This window comes from Rhodoferax sp. (assembly GCF_011391645.1).
Classification (GTDB): domain Bacteria; phylum Pseudomonadota; class Gammaproteobacteria; order Burkholderiales; family Burkholderiaceae_C; genus Rhodoferax.
The window spans coordinates 21,957-38,451 of sequence record NZ_JAABQC010000014.1 but is presented as its reverse complement, the minus strand read 5'-3'; the positions used below and the strand labels follow the sequence as shown (position 1 = coordinate 38,451).

Sequence of the window (16,495 nt, the reverse complement as noted above, 5' to 3'; positions counted from 1 at the left end):
GTCCGCAGTGGGGCGGCAATGCGCGATTAATTGTCGGGATGTTCAATCAAAAGAGAGCGTTCGCGATCACCAAGCCGGCGGCAACAGACACCGTCGTGGCCACCAAACCTGGAATCATGAACGAGTGGTTCAGCACGTAGCGCCCGATTTTTGTGGTGCCTGACAGGTCAAAATTGATGGCGGCGATCAGCGAGCCGTAGGTCGGGATGAAGAAGTAACCATTGACTGCCGGGAACATGCCGATCAGGAACTGCGGAGGAATCCCCAAGACAACGCCAAGCGGCATGAGCGCCCGGGTGGTGGCCGCCTGGCTGTAGAGCAACACCGACGCAAAGAACAAGCCGAAGGCAAACGTCCAGGGCGCCACTTTCGCCCATTCACCAATGGCGGGAATGATCAAGTCCTTGTTGGCCGAGATGAAACTGTCACCCAGCCAGGCGAGGCCGAAAATGCCGATGACGGCAACCACACCGGCACGCAGCGTGGCGGTTTTTGGCACCTCGTCAACGGGTACCTTGGTCACCAGCAGCATGATGGCAGCGATCGACATCATGATGATTTCGATGACGATGGGCATCGACAGTGGCGCTTTTGCACCGGGCAGCCTCCTCAACTCCGGGAAGAAGCCAAAAAGCACCACCAAGGCCACACCGGTCAGAAAAACAAAAGCTGCAAGTTTCGCCGCAGGCTTGAGGGGCGGGCGTTCAGAGGCTGGTTGCGGTGCGGGAATCTCGCCAGCGGCAAGACGTGCCTGGTAAACCTTGTCGTCCTTCAGGTCCTTGCCGATGAACATCGAAACAATGGCTGCGGCGACAACGCCGATCAGGGTGGCCGGGACGCAGATCAGCAGGATCTCCCGCAGGCCCCACTCGGTGATGCCTTTTTCAGCAAACAGCCCGATCATGGCCGCAGTGGCGGCGGCCACCGGGCTGGCGGTGATGGCTTGTTGCGAGGCAATGGTGGCCACGGCCATGGGTCGCTCCGGGCGAATGCCACTGCGGTGCGCGGTTTCATAAATCACAGGCAACAGGGGGTAAACGATGTGGCCGGTGCCGGCGAGGAAGGTGAACGTCCAGGTGGTCAGCGGTGCCACGATCGTCACGTATTTGGGGTTGGCGCGAATGATGCGCTCGGCGATCCCGACCAGAAAGTCGATGCCACCCGCCGCTTCCATCACCGAGGCAGCCATGATCACCGCCAGGATGATCAGCATGACATCAATGGGCGGGGACGTCGGCGTGATGCCAAAGGCGCCAATCAGCACCATCAAGCCCACCGCACCCCACAGACCCAGGCCAATGCCTGATGACCGGGCACCCATCCAGATGGCGGCGAGCACCACCATGAATTGCAGAACAATCGATAAAGTCATTTTCTTTTCCTCTTTCTTCTATGGCGGGCGCAAACCCGACCGGGTAATGGTTATTGCTCGAACTTTGGGCTGATCAAGTTCTCGAACGAGAACACTTCGTCCCAGTTCTGCTGGGTCATCAGCTGGCGCTCATTGACGACAATGTCGTGCAACGACTTGCCGGTCTCGTAGCCCTCGCGGGCAATCTCCGCACACTGCTTGTAGCCGAGAGACGGTTTGAGCACCGTGATGATGCCCAGCGAGTTGAGCACCATGTCCCGCGTGTGCTCCGCATTGGCTGTGATGCCCTGGATGCAGTTGACGTTCAGGCTGTTGACCGCGTTCTCCATGGTGAAAATGGAGGTGAACAGCGCAAATGTGATGACCGGCTCCATCACATTCAATTGCAATTGGCCCGCAGAGGCGGCCAGCGTGACCGTCAGGTCCAGCCCAATCACCAGGAAGCTGGTCTGGTTGACCACTTCCGGAATCACCGGGTTGACCTTGCCCGGCATGATCGAGCTGCCCGGTTGCATCTGGGGCAGGTGAATCTCGTTAAAGCCACAGCGCGGGCCCGAGGCCAACAGACGAATGTCGTTGCAGATTTTGGTCAGCTTGGATGAGGTGCGTTTAAGGACACCTGACAACAGCACATAGGCACCTGTGTCCGAAGTGGCTTCAATCAGGTCGCCCGCCAGGATGAATTCGGCACCAGTCAGCTCGGACAGGTATTTGGTCGCCAATTCCGGGTAGCCAGGGGCTGCCGTGACCATGGTACCAATGGCGGTGGCACCCAGATTGATCTCATGCAGAAACTGGCGTACCTCGGCGATGCGCTGCACTTCCTCACCCATGGTGGTGCCCCAGCCGTGAAACTCCTGGCCCAACGACATCGGCACAGCGTCCTGGAGGTGGGTGCGGCCCATTTTCAGAACCTTTTCGAACTCCTTGCCCTTGGCGAAGAACGCCGCCTGCAGCCGCCGCAGCGCGTCCATGTAGCTCTCAAGCCGCATGATCAGCGCCAGCCGGAACGCTGTGGGGTACACGTCGTTGGTGGACTGGCCAAAGTTCACATGGTCATTGGGGCTGATGTACTGGTACTCGCCCTTTTTGTGGCCCATGTGTTCCAGGGCGAGGTTGGCAATCACCTCATTGGCATTCATGTTGGTGGATGTGCCCGCGCCGCCCTGAATGAAGTCGGTGACAAACTGATCGGACATCTCGCCGGCAATCACCCGGTCGCACGCGACTGCAATGGCATTGGCAATGTCGGCTTCAAGCACACCCAAATCCCGATTGGCCAACGCGGCGGCCTTTTTGACGTAACCAAAGGCTTTGACGAAGTAGGGCTCTGTGGACATCGGGATGCCCGTGATGTGAAAGTTTTCCTTGCCCCGCAAGGTTTGCACGCCGTAATACGCGGTGTCGGGCAACTGCTTTTCACCAAGAAAGTCTTTTTCGATCCGGTAGTTCATCTGATGCTCCAAAGTGGGTTGAATGATCTGGTTTATGGGGAAAATTCTAGGTAGATACCCTAGGATAAAACGCTCACCAAGGGGGTAAATGATGACCTTATGCACAAAATGCATTAATAGTGATCACCTCTTTTGCCTGCATCGAGCCCCAAGCCAGCCGGGTGCCGCCCATCCAGATTGTGAAAAGTTCCGTGCCGTTTTTTGCTGCTTGCAGGCGGCGTTCCATCGTTCGACTTGCTGCCATGGCGCATGAACAGGCGGCTGAGGACATACACTTGGAGGCACTTTTTGCATTGGCAAACCATCTGTTTCATCAGGTGCAACAGCGCAAAGATCGCAACCCTGCCTTTGTTTCGCTCACTTGAATGGCCAGCATGTTGATGAATCCGAAATGCACCGTAGCGCCAGGTCTGGCGGCCATCGACTGGTCTGCGCCCTGGCTGGCACCGTGGCGCGACCGGGGCGAGTGCGTGGCGCAGAGCGTGCTTGCCGGAGTGGCGCAGCCCGCCGCACTCAACCAGGCTGCCCTGGCGCCGGTGTGTTTTGTGCCGCAAAGCGAACTGCCGCCTGGCTCGGCATATGAGCAGTACATTTTTGACACCAAGCGCGTGCCCACCCGGGATGGTTTGCACGACTTTTTCAACGGTCTGGTGTGGCAGGGCTTTCCCCTGACCAAGAAGCGCTTGAACGTCTTGCAGGCGGCACAGATTGAGCGCAGCGGCATCCAGCCCGTGCGCGGGCCGGCACGAGATGCCTTGACGCTGTTTGACGAAAATGCGGCCCTGTTGCAAGCCCCCGACGCCTTATGGGACGCCCTGGTGGCCAAGGACTGGCAGCGCCTGTTTGTTGATTTGCGCCCGCTGTGGCGCCAGGCCGATCTGGTGCTGTTTGGCCATGCCTTGATGGAAAAACTGGTGTCACCCAGAAAATCGATCACCGCCCACGTCTACCGCGTCTTGGCAGCAGAGGATTCAATGGCAAGCATGGACGCCTGGTTGGCGCGTGATCTCACTGCCGACCGATTGGCCGCCAAGCCGTTCGCCCATTTGCCGGTGTTGGGTGTGCCCGGTTGGTGGTCGGCCAATGAAGACCCGATGTTCTATCGGGATGCCAGCGTGTTTCGACCGTCCAAAGCGCAGAGCGCCTTGGCGGCCTGCCCATTGAACTAGACTTATGGCAAGGCAATCTGGTTGGCGCCGGTTGCCAGTGATCGTCATTTCATCATCACCGCGCGGGCTTGATGGATCATTTTTTTGAGGCAAACTTTATGAGAGCAATTTTCAGCATTCTGGGTCTGCTTGTGGTTGTGGCACTGGTGGGCTTTTTGGCCAAGAAGCAACTCAGTGATGTCTCCAATATCAGCATCCAGCCGCAGAACGAGGCGCAGGTGCTCGTGCCAAAAACCACACCGGGCGCGACCCCAAAGCAGCAAAGCGAGCAAATTGGTCAGCAGGTCAAGCAGTCGATTGAAGCGGCGATGCAACAGCAGCGCCCGGCAAGCGACGAAAAATAACGGGCCGCCAAGCAGGCGGCTTGGCTTGTCAGTGGTCGTGTCAGGCCGCGTGCAAAACAATGTCAATTTGTGCGCCGCCCAAATCAGCGCGCGATATGTTGAACTCGCCTTGATGGCTGGCCACCAGGTCACTGACCACCGCCAGGCCGATGCCGTGGCCGGGCATTTGCTCGTCCAGTCGCACGCGGCGCGCCAGCAACGCCTGTGGGTCGGCAAAGCCCGGGCCATCGTCACAGACACGAATGCACAGGCGCTTGCCGTCAATCCAGACCCTCGCCAACACCCTGTGCCGGGCCCACTTGGCCGCGTTGTCGAGCACGTTGCCCAGCACCTCGAAGGCATCGCCCTCATCCATGCGCCAGCTCAGCTCGGGCGGGCAGTCCAGCGCAAACGACAGGTTTTTGTCGACATACACCTTGGCCAGCGTGTCACGTATCCGGCTCAGGATGGGTGCCAGCGCCAGTTGAGGTGCAAACCGGGCGGCACCGCCGGCACCGGCCCGGCCCAACTGATGCACCACGATATCGTCCATCCGGGCCACCTGTTGCGCCACCATGCCAGGCAACTCGTCAGGTAAATCGAGCGAGGCACGCAGTGCCGCCAGCGGCGTTTTGAGGCTGTGGGCCAGGTCATCGAGCGCATCTTTGTAGCGTGTTTGCCGGCCCCGTTCCTGGTCCATCAGCAGGTTGAGGTTTTGGGTGAGCCCGGCAAGCTCGCGCGGGTAACTGCCCTCGACCCTGACCTGTTCGCCTTGTTCAATATGCCGGATTTCCCGTGCCACGCGCGCCAAAGGCGTCAGGCCCCAACGCAGCAACAGGGTCTGCGTGAGCAACAACAACAACCCGGTGCCGCCCAGCCAGATCCACAGTGTGTACTGAAAGGTCTGCAACTCCTTGTCAAATTCGGCCTTGTCTTCCAACACAGAAAAGACCAGCGGCAACGGCTGGTCGTTCACAGACCATTTGACGGCGTAGCTGGCTGACAGAAAAGTCTGACCTGCAAGAGTTGAATTGACGCTTGGGTCCCGGGGCAGACTGACGGTGTCAAAGTGCCACAGACCGGGTGCCTGGTTGCTCTGGAAAGGGAGGGCGCGTCCGAGCGACGAAGGCGATTGCCACTTTTCTCCTTGATCGGGAATGACAATGCTGGCGTACAACCCGGAACCCGGCAGGGATAGCCGCGGCTCGGCCAGCGCGGCCGGCATCACCAGCGCGCCTTGGGCATTCAGTTCGGCCCCGGCCATCAGCAGGTAAATGGTGGTTTGCAAGCGGGCAAAACGCTGGGTGCGCAGGCTGTCCAGATAAGCTTGCTGAACTGCCCAGCCGGCGCCGGCCAAAAAGACCAGCAACACGGCAAGGGCACCCCAGATCAGGCGGGCACGGATGGACAGCGGCGTCTTCACTGCAACACGAAGCGGTAGCCGCGTCCGCGCAGCGTCTCAATCGGCGCCAGCACGCCATCGGGGTCGAGCTTGCGTCGCAGCCGCCCCATCAAAACCTCCAGCACATTGCTGTCGCGGTCTTCATCGTGCGGATACAGGTAGTCGGACAGTTCCCGCTTGCTCACGACCCTGACGCGCTCGCGCACCAAAAACTCGAGCATACGGTACTCAAACGTGGTCAGTTCAAGTGGCGCGCCACTCAGGCGGACAGCCTGGGCCGAAAAGTCGATGCTCAGGGTGCCCAGCGTGAGCACTTCCGATGCCGCCTGATGGGCGCGTCGCAGCAACGCCTTGATGCGGGCCGCCAGCTCGGGGTACTCAAAGGGTTTGACCAGATAGTCGTCAGCGCCAGCCTCAAGCCCCAGCACTTTGTCTTGCCAACTGCCGCGCGCAGTCAAGATCAAAATCGGCAGGGTTCGGCCCTCGGCGCGCAGGGTTTGCACCACCGTGAGTCCATTCAGCTTGGGCAGCCCCAGGTCGACAATGGCCAGATCCAGCGGGTACTCACGGGCCTGAAACAGACCGTCCTCACCGTCAGTGGCCATGTCAACACGGTAACCCTCGGCTTCGAGCTGGCGCTTCAGGCCCAGTCGCAATACCGCATCGTCCTCAATCAACAGCACGCGCATACAGCTCTTGCTCCCGGACCTTGCTAAAGCCTGCGCCCGCTGGCAGCGTCAATCAGCATCACGATCACTTCACCCTGCGGCGTGAGCACCTTGACGCGCCAGACCGGGCGGCCTTCGCGCTCGGTCTGTTCCACCGCCAGCACGCGCCCGCCCGTGGCTTTTTGCGCCATGCCAGCGGCGGCATCGCGGCTCACATCGGCCCAGGCCGGCAGTGACAGCGCCAGCATCAGGGCAGTGATCACGTGGGTCAGTAACTTCATGGCGTGTTGGCATCTTGGGCGTTTGAATCAGGCAATGGTACTACCGCCGATGCCTGGTTGCTCAGGGCTGAATCGGTTCAACGCTGACACGCACCGGCAGACTGTTGCCCGGGTTGTTCTGCATGAACGTGGTGTACTGCTGGCCACGGTACTCGTAGGCCACGTTGTAGCCGGTGATGCGCGTTTGCGCGTCATACACGGTGCGGCAACGCTGGACTTCGCGTTGTGCCGTCTCATAGCGCCCGTTGTCATATTGGCGGTTGTCATATTGTGTCTGCGCAGCACTGTTTTGAAGTCGATCACCGGCCATGGCGCCCAGCACCACGCCCAGCACGGTGGCAGCATCTTTTCCCCTCCCGTTGCCGACCTGGTGACCCAGAACGCCACCGGCCAGGCCGCCCACAATGGCGCCGCCGTATTGGCGGTCAAGACCATTTTGCGGCTGGGCGCTGACCCGGCCAACCGGTTCGTTGATCCAGTGGCTGCTGCATTCGTTGCGCGGCACGCTGATGTTTTCATACTGCGGTTCGGCGCTGCGCACCCGCGCGTTGTCGTTGAAGGTTGCGGCATGAGCGCCGAGCAAGGTGGTGGCAAACACACTGGCGATGACGAGACTTTTCATGGGAGGTTCCTTGGGTTGATATGGCATGCAGTTTGCCCGCGCCGGCATGAACCCAGGCTGAACAGAATCGAAATTGTTTGAGCTTCTGCTGCGCCAACAATCAAAGTACTTCAAGTGCGTTCGATCGCCAGACATGATGGCTTTCGATTCAATGCAAAAATGAAGCTGGTTGACTATTTCAGGATGACATTCATGGCTTTTCGGATTGCCCTTTTCATCGTTGCCACAGTGCTCACGGCCGCCCATTTTTTCAGGGCAGGCAGTTATGCCATGGTTGCGCTCAGCCTGGCAGCGCCGCTGCTGTTTTTGTACAAAAAGCGCTGGAGCCTGGTGCTGCTGCAACTGGCAGCCTACGGCGCCACGGTGAATTGGTTGATCGCGGCCCTGCTGTTGGTCCAGATGAGGCAACAGATCGGGCGGCCATGGACCACGGCCGCCATCATTCTGGGCGCGGTTGCCTTGCTCACACTGACGGCCGGGCTGTTGATGAACTCCCGCGTCATGCGTGAACGCTACAAATAACTGCTTCCAACTACTTTCGGCTGGAAAACAAGTCAGCCCAGACCGATGGCCGCCACGACAGACAACAAAAGGCCCGCATCGAGCGGGCCTTTTGTTGTCTGGAAACCTGAATTACTTCAGCTTCATTTCCTTGTAATCCACGTGCTTGCGAGCCTTGGGATCAAATTTCTTGATCAACAGCTTTTCAGGAGTGGTCTTCTTGTTCTTGTCGGTCGTGTAGAAGTGACCGGTGCCGGCTGTCGATTCCAGCTTGATTTTTTCGCGTCCGCCTTTGCTTGCCATGATGTTCTTTCAGTAAATGGGTTTAGGCCTGGCCGCGGGCGCGCAGGTCTGCGAGCACAGCGTCGATGCCGTTTTTGTCGATCAAACGCAGGCCGGCGTTCGAGATCCGCAGGCGAACCCAGCGGTTTTCAGACTCCACCCAGAAACGGCGGTATTGCAGGTTCGGCAGGAACCGGCGCTTGGTTTTGTTGTTGGCGTGGGAAACGTTATTCCCAACCATCGGGCCTTTGCCCGTGACTTCACATACGCGTGCCATTGAGGTCACTCCGATACTTTTAAACGGCACTGACTGTCGCCAGATGCCTCACCTCGCCAAGAATAGGGTGGCGGTAACCCGTTTGTTGCCAGAATCCCTCACGGGACCAACAGCAAAGCCCGGCATTATAGCCGGAGCCTGCGCTGTGTCTCTGGCTGCGGTCAGGCCTGTTCCAGAAAGCGTTGTGCGTCCAGCGCTGCCATGCAACCGGTGCCGGCGCTGGTGATCGCCTGGCGGTACACGTGGTCCTGCACGTCACCGGCGGCAAAAATGCCCGGCACGCTGGTCTGTGTGGCAAAACCCTGGTTGCCGCTCTTGGTGATGAGGTAGCCACCGGCCATCTCCAGCTGGCCCTGGAAAATCTCGGTGTTGGGCGCATGACCAATGGCAATGAAGCAGCCTTTGAGCGTGATGTCTTCAGTGGCCTGCGTGCTGACATTCTTGATGCGCACGCCGGTGACACCGCTGGCATCACCCAGCACTTCATCCAGTGTGTTGAAGGTTTTGAGCACGACTTTGCCCGCGGCCACCTTGTCCATCAGTTTGTCGATCAGGATGGGCTCGGCGCGGAACTTGTCACGACGGTGGATCAAATAAACCTTGGCGGCAATGTTGGACAAATACAGCGCTTCTTCAACCGCCGTGTTGCCACCGCCGACCACGCAGACATCCTCACCCCGGTAGAAAAAACCATCGCAGGTGGCGCAACCTGAGACGCCCCGGCCCATGAAAGCTTCTTCGGACGGCAACCCCAGGTATTTGGCCGATGCGCCGGTGGACAGAATGAGCGCATCGCAGGTGTACGTGGCGCTGTCACCGGTCAGGGTAAACGGGCGCTTGGAAAAATCAACCTTGTTGATGTGGTCGAACACAATCTCGGTCTTGAAACGTTCGGCATGGGCCAGAAAGCGCTGCATCAGGTCGGGGCCCTGCACGCCATCGACATCGGCGGGCCAGTTGTCAACCTCGGTGGTGGTCATCAATTGACCGCCTTGGGCGATGCCGGTGATCAGCACCGGGTTCAGGTTGGCGCGTGCGGCGTAAATGGCGGCGGTGTAGCCGGCCGGGCCGGAGCCCAGGATCAGAACCTGGGCGTGTCGTGTATCAGTCATGTTAAAACCTTGGGTGTGGTGGCCTGCGCCGTGTATATTAGCCCCGAGTTTAAAGAAAACGGAAATGACTTATTCACTCAATACTTTTAATTCTTCTGCCTCAGAGGCCAGTTTGGCACGCACTGGCCTGATCCGTTTTGCCAATGAAATTGGTTTGATTCTTGGATTTGTGATTCTGGTTTTGTGGGTCATGGCGCTGCTCACCTACTCCCCTCAGGACCCTGCCTGGTCCACCTCGGGCACGGTGGCTTCGCCCCTCAATCTGGTGGGGCATTTGGGGGCCTGGATCGCTGATGCCAGCTATTTTTTGTTCGGGTTTTCGGTGTGGTGGTGCGTGGCCGCCGGGGTGCGGGCCTGGTTGAGCACTTTGGCACGTTGGCTGCGTGGCCATACGCTGCAGGCTATCGAAGCGTCGGCGAATGCTTCACCGCACGAGGCGCGTCTTCGCCGGCAAGTCGCTTTCTGGAGCGGTCTGGCCTTGTTGCTGGGGGGGAGCGTGGTGCTGGAGTGGTCCCGCTTTTACAGCCTTGAAACCCAATTGCCCGGCCATGTGGGGGGGGTTATTGGATTTTGGCTGGGTCCTTTGAGCGTGCATTGGCTGGGTTTTGTGGGTTCGGCCCTGACGGCCATTGTGGCGGGTGTGGTGGGATCGGCGCTGGTGTTCAGTTTTTCCTGGGGCCAGTTGGCCGAGCGCCTGGGCGCCTGGCTTTATTCAAGAATAGAAAACCGGCGCGAGCAGCTTGAACTGGCGCAAGACCTTTCTTTGGGCCAGGAAGCCGCCCGGGCCCGGGAAGAAGTGCTGGTGGAAGAGCGCCAGGAGCGCCAGGAGCATCCTGCCAAAACCGTGCTGATTGAGCCGCTGCTGGTCGATCCGCCCAAGAGCGTGCGTGTGGCCAAAGAGCGGCAGAAGCCGCTGTTTCATGAATTGCTCGACACCAAGCTGCCGCAGGTTGACCTGCTCGATGTTGCGCTGCTGCGCCAGGAAACCGTGTCCCCCGAAACCCTGGAAATGACCAGCCGCCTGATCGAGAAAAAGCTCAAGGACTTCGGCGTCACTGTCACTGTGGTGCTGGCCCAGCCCGGCCCGGTCATCACGCGGTATGAGATCGAACCTGCCACCGGCGTCAAGGGCTCTCAGATCGTGGGTCTGGCAAAAGACCTGGCGCGGTCCTTGAGCCTGGTGTCGATCCGGGTGGTGGAAACCATTCCCGGCAAGAACTTCATGGCGCTGGAGTTGCCCAACGCCAAACGGCAAACCATCAAGCTGTCGGAAATTCTGGGCTCGAACGTTTACCATGAGGCCCGGTCGATGCTTTCCATGGGGCTGGGCAAAGACATTGTGGGTAACCCGGTGGTGGCCGACCTGGCCAAAATGCCGCACGTGCTGGTGGCTGGCACCACCGGTTCAGGCAAGTCGGTCGGTATCAATGCCATGATCCTGAGCCTGCTTTACAAGGCCGAGGCGCACGACGTGCGCTTGCTGATGATCGACCCCAAGATGCTGGAAATGTCAGTGTATGAGGGCATTCCGCACCTGCTGTGCCCGGTGGTGACCGACATGCGGCAAGCCGCCAATGGTCTGACCTGGTGTGTCGGCGAGATGGAACGGCGCTACAAGTTGATGAGCAAGATGGGGGTGCGCAATCTGGCGGGTTTCAACACCAAGATGGACGAAGCCAAGGCGCGTGGCGAATACATTGGCAACCCGTTCAGCCTGACGCCGGAAGAGCCCGAGCCGCTCGACCGCCTGCCGCACATTGTGGTGGTGATCGACGAACTGGCTGATTTGATGATGGTGGTGGGCAAGAAAATCGAAGAGCTCATTGCCCGGTTGGCGCAAAAGGCCCGCGCCGCCGGCATTCACCTGATTCTGGCCACCCAGCGCCCCAGCGTGGATGTGATCACCGGCCTGATCAAGGCCAATATCCCGACCCGCATTGCATTCCAGGTCAGCAGCAAGATCGACAGCCGCACCATCCTGGACCAGATGGGCGCCGAGGCGCTGCTGGGCATGGGTGACATGCTCTACATGCCCAGTGGCACCGGTCTGCCGATTCGCGTGCACGGCGCCTTTGTCAGCGACGAAGAAGTGCACCGGGTGGTGACTTACCTCAAGAGCCAGGGTGAGCCCAATTACATTGAGGGTATTCTGGAAGGTGGTACTGTCGACGCTGATGACGAGGCGATGGGCGACGGCGGCACGGGCGGCGGCGAGAAAGATCCGCTCTACGACCAAGCCGTTGAAGTGGTGCTGAAAAACCGCAAGGCCAGCATTTCGCTGGTTCAGCGCCACCTCAAAATCGGCTACAACCGGGCCGCCCGGCTGGTGGAAGACATGGAGAACGCCGGTCTGGTGAGCACCATGAGCACCAGTGGCCAGCGTGAAATCCTGGTACCGGCGCGCAGCGACTAACTTGCTGCCATCACGTCGTCGCGGGCGAAGCGCTGCCATCCAGGCGGTAGCAACCGGCCTGGCCACCGAAAAAAGGACACTTGTGAAACGTTGTTTGATCACGCTATTTTTAACAGCCTCCTGCGCCATTTCAGCAAATGCTGGTGGCCTGCAGAGTCTGGAGACTTTTGTCAAAACAGTTAAAACCGGCCAGGCTGATTTCACCCAGGTGGTAACCTCGCCGGCCCGGGAAGGACAGGCGCCACGGGTCAAGACCTCCACCGGCAAGTTTGAATTTTCCCGGCCAAACCGGTTTCGTTTCGACTACGCCAAGCCCTTCGTGCAAACCATCGTGGCGGACGGCCAGACGCTGTGGTTGCACGACGTGGACCTGAACCAGGTGACTGCCCGCAAGCAGGCGGCGGTGCTGGGCACCACGCCTGCGGCGCTGATCGCCTCGGCGGCCGACGTTCGGGCCTTGCAGGAAGATTTTGTGCTGTCCGATGCGCCCGACAAGGACGGCTTGCAGTGGGTGATGGCCAAACCCAAATCAAATGACGGTCAGTTGCAGTCGGTTCGGGTCGGCTTCAAGGCGGCGGGGGACGCCGCCAACGCCACCAGCACCCTGGCGGTGCTGGAAATTCTGGACAGCTTTGGCCAACGCTCGGTGTTGTCCTTTGCCGGCTTCAAGGTCAACCCCGCCTTGCCGGTGAGCAGCTTCAATTTCCAGATTCCAACGGGTGCGGATGTGATCAGGCAGTAAGCCATTTTCACGGCCCTCACCAAGGGAGCCGCTCGCCGGCGTAGCTCACAAATGTGCCAGTATCGGCTGGGGTCAGGGCGCTGAGCACCATCAGCATGTCGCTGGCAGCCTCCAGGGCTGGACGGCCAATTTGTTCTCCCTTGAAGGGTTTGGACAAACCGGTGTCGACCGTGCCGGGGTGCAGACTGACCAGCACCGCCTGCGGGTTGCTGCGCCTGACCTCAATGGCGGCAGTTTTGAGCAGCATATTGAGTGCCGCTTTCGAGGCTCGGTAGCTGTACCAGCCGCCCAGGCGGTTGTCTTCGATGCTGCCCACCTTGGCCGAAATCACCGCCAGCACGCTGCGTTTTGCATCCAGCAGCGGGGCGAAGTGGCGCAACACCAGGCCAGGGCCAAAGGTGTTGACGCGAAAGGTGACCTCCAACTGGGCGTAGTTCAGGTCGCCAAGCTTTTTCTCTGGCATGAAGTCCGCTGCGTGCAGAACGCCCACGGCATTGATGATCAGGTGAAATTTGCCTGTGGCGCGCAATTGTGCGGCCGCCGCGCCAATGCTGGCCTCATCGTCAAAGTCCACGCGCGGGTCAGACTGGCGGTGCAGCCCGATCACCTCGGCGCAATGCGGGTTGGCTTGCAGGATTTGCACCATGGCGCGGCCAATGCCGCCCGATGCGCCGATGACCAGCGCGCGAAAACCGTCGGGGAATGTGTTCATGGTGAATTTGTCAGGGGTTGATCAGCTTGGGTGTTGGCGTCTGGGCGAGTGTTGGACTGCAAACGGCGCTCAGAGCGTGTCAAGACGCTGGCGGATTTGGGTGGCCTGGGCTTGCAGCGCGGCCACCTCGTCGGCGGGCATCTTGGCCAACTGGCGGTAGGCCATGCCAATGCGCGGGTTGCGCTCGAGCTTGTTGGCGTTGCGTTGGTAAAAGTCCCAGTACAGCGCGTTGAACGGGCAGGCGGCTTCACCCAGGCGCTGCTTTTTGTCATAGGCGCAGCCTTTGCAGTAGTCGCTCATACGGTCGATGTAGGCGGCGCTGCTCACATACGGCTTGGTGGCCAGCAGGCCGCCGTCGGCAAACTGGCTCATGCCCAGCGTGTTGGGCAGCTCCACCCATTCAAACGCGTCGATGTACACGCCCAAATACCAGCGGTGCAGCGCCTGCACATCGAGGCCAGCCAATAGGGCAAAGTTGCCGATTACCATCAGCCGCTGGATGTGGTGCGCGTGGGCGTTTTGCAGCGAGGCATTGATGCTGGCGGACAGGCAGCTCATGCGCGTGTGGCCAGTCCAGAACCATTCGGGCAGTGGTGTGCTGTGTTCAAAGAAGTTGTGCTGGTCGTAGCCCGGCATTTGCGCCCAGTAAATGCCGCGCACGTATTCGCGCCAGCCAACGACCTGGCGGATAAACCCCTCGGCAGCGGCCAACTCGACCTGGCCTGCGCGGCAGGCCGCTTCGACCCGCTGCACCACCTCGTCGGGCTTGAGCATCTTCACATTGAGGGCAAACGACAGCAGCGAGTGAAACAGCCGCTGCGCCTTGCGGCTCATGGCGTCTTCGTAGTCACCAAAATATGGCAGCGCTTGGGTGATGAAATGGTCCAGCTGCTGCAGCGCCTCATCGCGGTCAAGCGGCCAACGAAAGTCTTCCGCATGGGGTTCGCCAAAACTTTTCACCCCTGCAGCCTGAATGCTGGCCCACAGCGCGCGGTGGTCGTGGCGTGGGCGCAAATCGGGCGGCTCGGGCGGCGTGCCTTTCCAGGGCTTGCGGTTGTCCGCGTCAAAGTTCCACTGACCGCCCGCAGGTTTGTCGGCCCCGTCGATCAGCACGCGGTGGCGTTTGCGCATGTGGCGGTAAAAGGTTTCCATCAGCCACTGTTTGCGGTTGACAAACATTTCGGCCACTTCATCGCGCTGGGTGTAGAAGTGCTCGCTATTAACTTGAGAGCTGCTTACGATTTTGAAACATGGGCTGGAAGCACAAAAGGCTTGCAACTGTTGGTCCAGCCGGTACTCGTCGGGGTCCTGGTACTCAAAGGCGTTCGCCTGGTAAAGGCTGATCAACGCGCTCAGGTTGCCGGTCAGGCTCTGCTGGTTGGCCGGATCGTCAATCGTCAGGTAATGCACCCGGTGGCCAGCGCTCTGCAGTTGGCGCGCCAGCTCGCGCATGCCGGCAAAGATGGCGATGATTTTTTGCGCGTGGTGCAGCACGTAGTCCGTTTCCTGGCGGATTTCCATCAGCACATAAATTACTTCGGGCCGCACCGTGGCAAACCAGCTGTGCCGCGGGTTGAGCTGGTCGCCCAGAATCAGGCGCAGGGTGTGGGCCGGAGATGTGATGCTGTTCATTGGGTTGGTCATGGTGATGGGGGCGCAGGGCTACACGGTTTGCCACAAGCGCTGGTAGCTTTGATCGGGGTCGTGGTCCAGGGCCTGTTTTTGCACGTTGAAGCGCCGCCCGCCGCGTGGGTCGGTGCCCATGCCGGCAATGTAGAGCCAGTTGCCCTGGTTGTTGTAAACGTCGTAGTCAATCAGCTGGGCTTCAAACCAGGCGGCCCCGGCGCGCCAGTCGCCGCTGAGCTCATGAATCAGGTAGCTGGCCACCACCTGGCGCAGCCGGTTGGACAGGTAACCGGTGGCCAGCAGCTCGTGCATGGCCGCGTCGACCAGCGGCTCACCGGTTCGGCCCAAACACCAGCGGGTGAACTGGGCCGGGTCGTGGTGCACCGGCGGCACCTTGTCGCGCAGGCCGCGGTACCTGAACAGCTTGGCGCCGTATTGCAGGTGCAGCAGGCGAAAGTAGTCGCGCCACAAGAGCTCCAGCAGCAGCCACTCGGTGCCTTCATTCGGACCCTGCCGCTGCTCGTAGGTGGCCATCGCCTGCGCCACCTGGCGCACCGACAGCGCGCCCGAGGCCAGCCATCCCGACAATTTGCTGGAGAAATCGGTGCCGGTGAGCCGGTTGCGCGTGGCTTTGTACTGGCGTGGCAGCTCGCTGGCAAAGTAACGCGCCAGATGGGCCAATCCCGCGCGCTCACCCCCGGCAAATTCTGCCTGCAAATAGGGCAGACTGGAACGCGGCTCGGGGCTGCCGTCGCCCAGCATGGCGAGCTGGTTGACCAGGTACACCGTGGGGTAGCCGTGAGCGGTCTTGGGCAAGGGCGGCAATTGCGCGGGGGCCTGCATCGGGGGGACAGGGGTGACATCGCCGCGGCTCAGCGCGCGGCGAAACTGGGTGTAGACCGCTGGCAAGTCTTGCACCTTGAAGGGCAGGGCCTCAGGGTCAAACAAGGTGGACTGCCAGCTGCTGACCACCTCAACACCGGTGTGTTGCAGCTTGTCCAGCTCGCTTTGTTCATGGGTGGCGGCAATGGTCTCGCAGTGGATGGCAGTGGCGTTCACTGCCCGCGCCAGTTTGTGCAATATCTCGGCCGGTGGGCCATTCACCACGGTCAGCGCGCTGCCCATGGCGCGCAACTGGGTGTCCAGGTCGATCAGGCTGTCATACAGAACCCTCTGACGGTGCAGGCTGGGCTGCATCACGCCCCAACGCTGCTCGCCGTTGTGGGCGGCGCTGGCGCTGTCCAGGCAGTACACCGGCAGTAGCGTGCTGCACTGCGCGGCGGCTTGGCTGAAGGCCGGGTTGTCGTGCAGGCGAAGGTCGTTTCTGAACCAGTACATCAGGGTGTTCATGTCAGCCTTGCGGGGTGGCTTGGCCGCTGCGGCGGCAACGCTCAGAGCAGTATTTGACATTGTCCCAGTCGCGTTCCCATTTCTTGCGCCAGGCAAAAGGCAGGCCGCAGGTGAGGCAAATTTTGCTGGGCAACTCGGATTTCTTGCGCATTTTCATGAGTGGTTTGTTTGACAGTGAAGTAGCAAGGT

General features: G+C 60.2%; 19 protein-coding genes. 6 read left to right on the top strand and 13 right to left on the bottom strand.

Features of this window, described 5'->3' with window-relative positions; all coding sequences use genetic code 11:
- Window positions 1–46: 46 nt before the first annotated feature.
- Both GPS82_RS03505 and GPS82_RS03500 read right to left on the bottom strand, forming a co-directional pair.
- Window positions 47–1,372, bottom strand: coding sequence for an anaerobic C4-dicarboxylate transporter (locus GPS82_RS03505; RefSeq protein WP_296491001.1), 1,326 nt, complete (start codon window positions 1,370–1,372; stop codon window positions 47–49).
- Between the two features lie 50 nt (window positions 1,373–1,422).
- Complete coding sequence (locus GPS82_RS03500; RefSeq protein ID WP_296490999.1) at window positions 1,423–2,826, bottom strand: aspartate ammonia-lyase; 1,404 nt, start codon at window positions 2,824–2,826, stop codon at window positions 1,423–1,425.
- Between the two features lie 119 nt (window positions 2,827–2,945).
- Here GPS82_RS03500 and GPS82_RS03495 point away from each other — a divergent pair, with 119 nt between their 5' ends.
- The 3 genes from GPS82_RS03495 to GPS82_RS03485 all read left to right on the top strand — a co-directional run bounded on the left by GPS82_RS03495 (window position 2,946) and on the right by GPS82_RS03485 (window position 4,339).
- Complete coding sequence (locus GPS82_RS03495; protein WP_296490997.1) at window positions 2,946–3,191, top strand: hypothetical protein; 246 nt, start codon at window positions 2,946–2,948, stop codon at window positions 3,189–3,191.
- Between the two features lie 9 nt (window positions 3,192–3,200).
- Window positions 3,201–3,995 (top strand): DUF3025 domain-containing protein, encoded by a 795-nt coding sequence (locus GPS82_RS03490; RefSeq protein ID WP_296490995.1) that lies wholly within the window; start codon window positions 3,201–3,203, stop codon window positions 3,993–3,995.
- 98 nt (window positions 3,996–4,093) lie between these two features.
- Window positions 4,094–4,339 carry a hypothetical protein gene (locus GPS82_RS03485; protein ID WP_296490992.1) on the top strand — a complete coding sequence of 82 codons (246 nt, stop codon included), beginning with the start codon at window positions 4,094–4,096 and terminating at the stop codon, window positions 4,337–4,339.
- Between the two features lie 40 nt (window positions 4,340–4,379).
- Here the strand turns inward: GPS82_RS03485 and GPS82_RS03480 are convergent, their stop codons facing one another.
- The 4 genes from GPS82_RS03480 to GPS82_RS03465 form a co-directional block, all read right to left on the bottom strand.
- Window positions 4,380–5,741, bottom strand: a complete 1,362-nt coding sequence (locus GPS82_RS03480; RefSeq protein ID WP_296490989.1) for an ATP-binding protein — start codon at window positions 5,739–5,741, stop codon at window positions 4,380–4,382.
- Window positions 5,738–6,409, bottom strand: coding sequence for a response regulator transcription factor (locus tag GPS82_RS03475; protein WP_296490986.1), 672 nt, complete (start codon window positions 6,407–6,409; stop codon window positions 5,738–5,740). The genes GPS82_RS03480 and GPS82_RS03475 overlap by 4 nt, the downstream gene beginning before the upstream one ends.
- Window positions 6,410–6,432: 23 nt before the next feature.
- Entirely contained in the window at window positions 6,433–6,669 is a 237-nt protein-coding gene (locus GPS82_RS03470; RefSeq protein WP_296490984.1) for a PepSY domain-containing protein, read from the bottom strand.
- 61 nt (window positions 6,670–6,730) lie between these two features.
- Window positions 6,731–7,291, bottom strand: a complete 561-nt coding sequence (locus tag GPS82_RS03465) for a glycine zipper 2TM domain-containing protein (RefSeq protein ID WP_296490981.1) — start codon at window positions 7,289–7,291, stop codon at window positions 6,731–6,733.
- 192 nt (window positions 7,292–7,483) lie between these two features.
- On the opposite strand from GPS82_RS03465, the gene GPS82_RS03460 reads away from it, so the two are divergent.
- Window positions 7,484–7,813, top strand: a complete 330-nt coding sequence (locus GPS82_RS03460; protein ID WP_296490978.1) for a hypothetical protein — start codon at window positions 7,484–7,486, stop codon at window positions 7,811–7,813.
- Window positions 7,814–7,924: 111 nt separating this feature from the next.
- On the opposite strand, the gene rpmG is transcribed toward GPS82_RS03460, so the two are convergent.
- The 3 genes from rpmG to trxB form a co-directional block, all read right to left on the bottom strand.
- Window positions 7,925–8,095: a 50S ribosomal protein L33 gene (rpmG, locus tag GPS82_RS03455; protein WP_182728949.1), complete on the bottom strand. Its 171-nt coding sequence runs from the start codon at window positions 8,093–8,095 to the stop codon at window positions 7,925–7,927.
- Between the two features lie 22 nt (window positions 8,096–8,117).
- Complete coding sequence (rpmB, locus tag GPS82_RS03450) at window positions 8,118–8,351, bottom strand: 50S ribosomal protein L28 (protein WP_056667014.1); 234 nt, start codon at window positions 8,349–8,351, stop codon at window positions 8,118–8,120.
- 161 nt (window positions 8,352–8,512) lie between these two features.
- On the bottom strand, window positions 8,513–9,463 hold the full coding sequence (trxB, locus tag GPS82_RS03445) for a thioredoxin-disulfide reductase (RefSeq protein ID WP_296490972.1): 951 nt from the start codon (window positions 9,461–9,463) through the stop codon (window positions 8,513–8,515).
- A gap of 64 nt (window positions 9,464–9,527) precedes the next feature.
- Here trxB and GPS82_RS03440 point away from each other — a divergent pair, with 64 nt between their 5' ends.
- Both GPS82_RS03440 and lolA read left to right on the top strand, forming a co-directional pair.
- Window positions 9,528–11,876, top strand: a complete 2,349-nt coding sequence (locus GPS82_RS03440) for a DNA translocase FtsK (protein WP_296490970.1) — start codon at window positions 9,528–9,530, stop codon at window positions 11,874–11,876.
- Window positions 11,877–11,958: 82 nt separating this feature from the next.
- On the top strand, window positions 11,959–12,618 hold the full coding sequence (gene lolA, locus GPS82_RS03435) for an outer membrane lipoprotein chaperone LolA (protein ID WP_296490967.1): 660 nt from the start codon (window positions 11,959–11,961) through the stop codon (window positions 12,616–12,618).
- A gap of 16 nt (window positions 12,619–12,634) precedes the next feature.
- Here the strand turns inward: lolA and GPS82_RS03430 are convergent, their stop codons facing one another.
- The 4 genes from GPS82_RS03430 to GPS82_RS03415 all read right to left on the bottom strand — a co-directional run bounded on the left by GPS82_RS03430 (window position 12,635) and on the right by GPS82_RS03415 (window position 16,457).
- Window positions 12,635–13,330, bottom strand: coding sequence for an SDR family NAD(P)-dependent oxidoreductase (locus GPS82_RS03430; protein WP_296490964.1), 696 nt, complete (start codon window positions 13,328–13,330; stop codon window positions 12,635–12,637).
- A 69-nt stretch (window positions 13,331–13,399) separates the two neighbouring features.
- A complete protein-coding gene (locus tag GPS82_RS03425) occupies window positions 13,400–14,974 on the bottom strand; it encodes a cryptochrome/photolyase family protein (protein WP_296490961.1) in 1,575 nt (524 codons plus the stop codon).
- A gap of 18 nt (window positions 14,975–14,992) precedes the next feature.
- On the bottom strand, window positions 14,993–16,366 hold the full coding sequence (locus GPS82_RS03420; protein ID WP_296490958.1) for a DASH family cryptochrome: 1,374 nt from the start codon (window positions 16,364–16,366) through the stop codon (window positions 14,993–14,995).
- Window positions 16,308–16,457: a DUF2256 domain-containing protein gene (locus GPS82_RS03415; RefSeq protein ID WP_363717001.1), complete on the bottom strand. Its 150-nt coding sequence runs from the start codon at window positions 16,455–16,457 to the stop codon at window positions 16,308–16,310. The genes GPS82_RS03420 and GPS82_RS03415 overlap by 59 nt, the downstream gene beginning before the upstream one ends.
- Window positions 16,458–16,495: the final 38 nt, after the last annotated feature.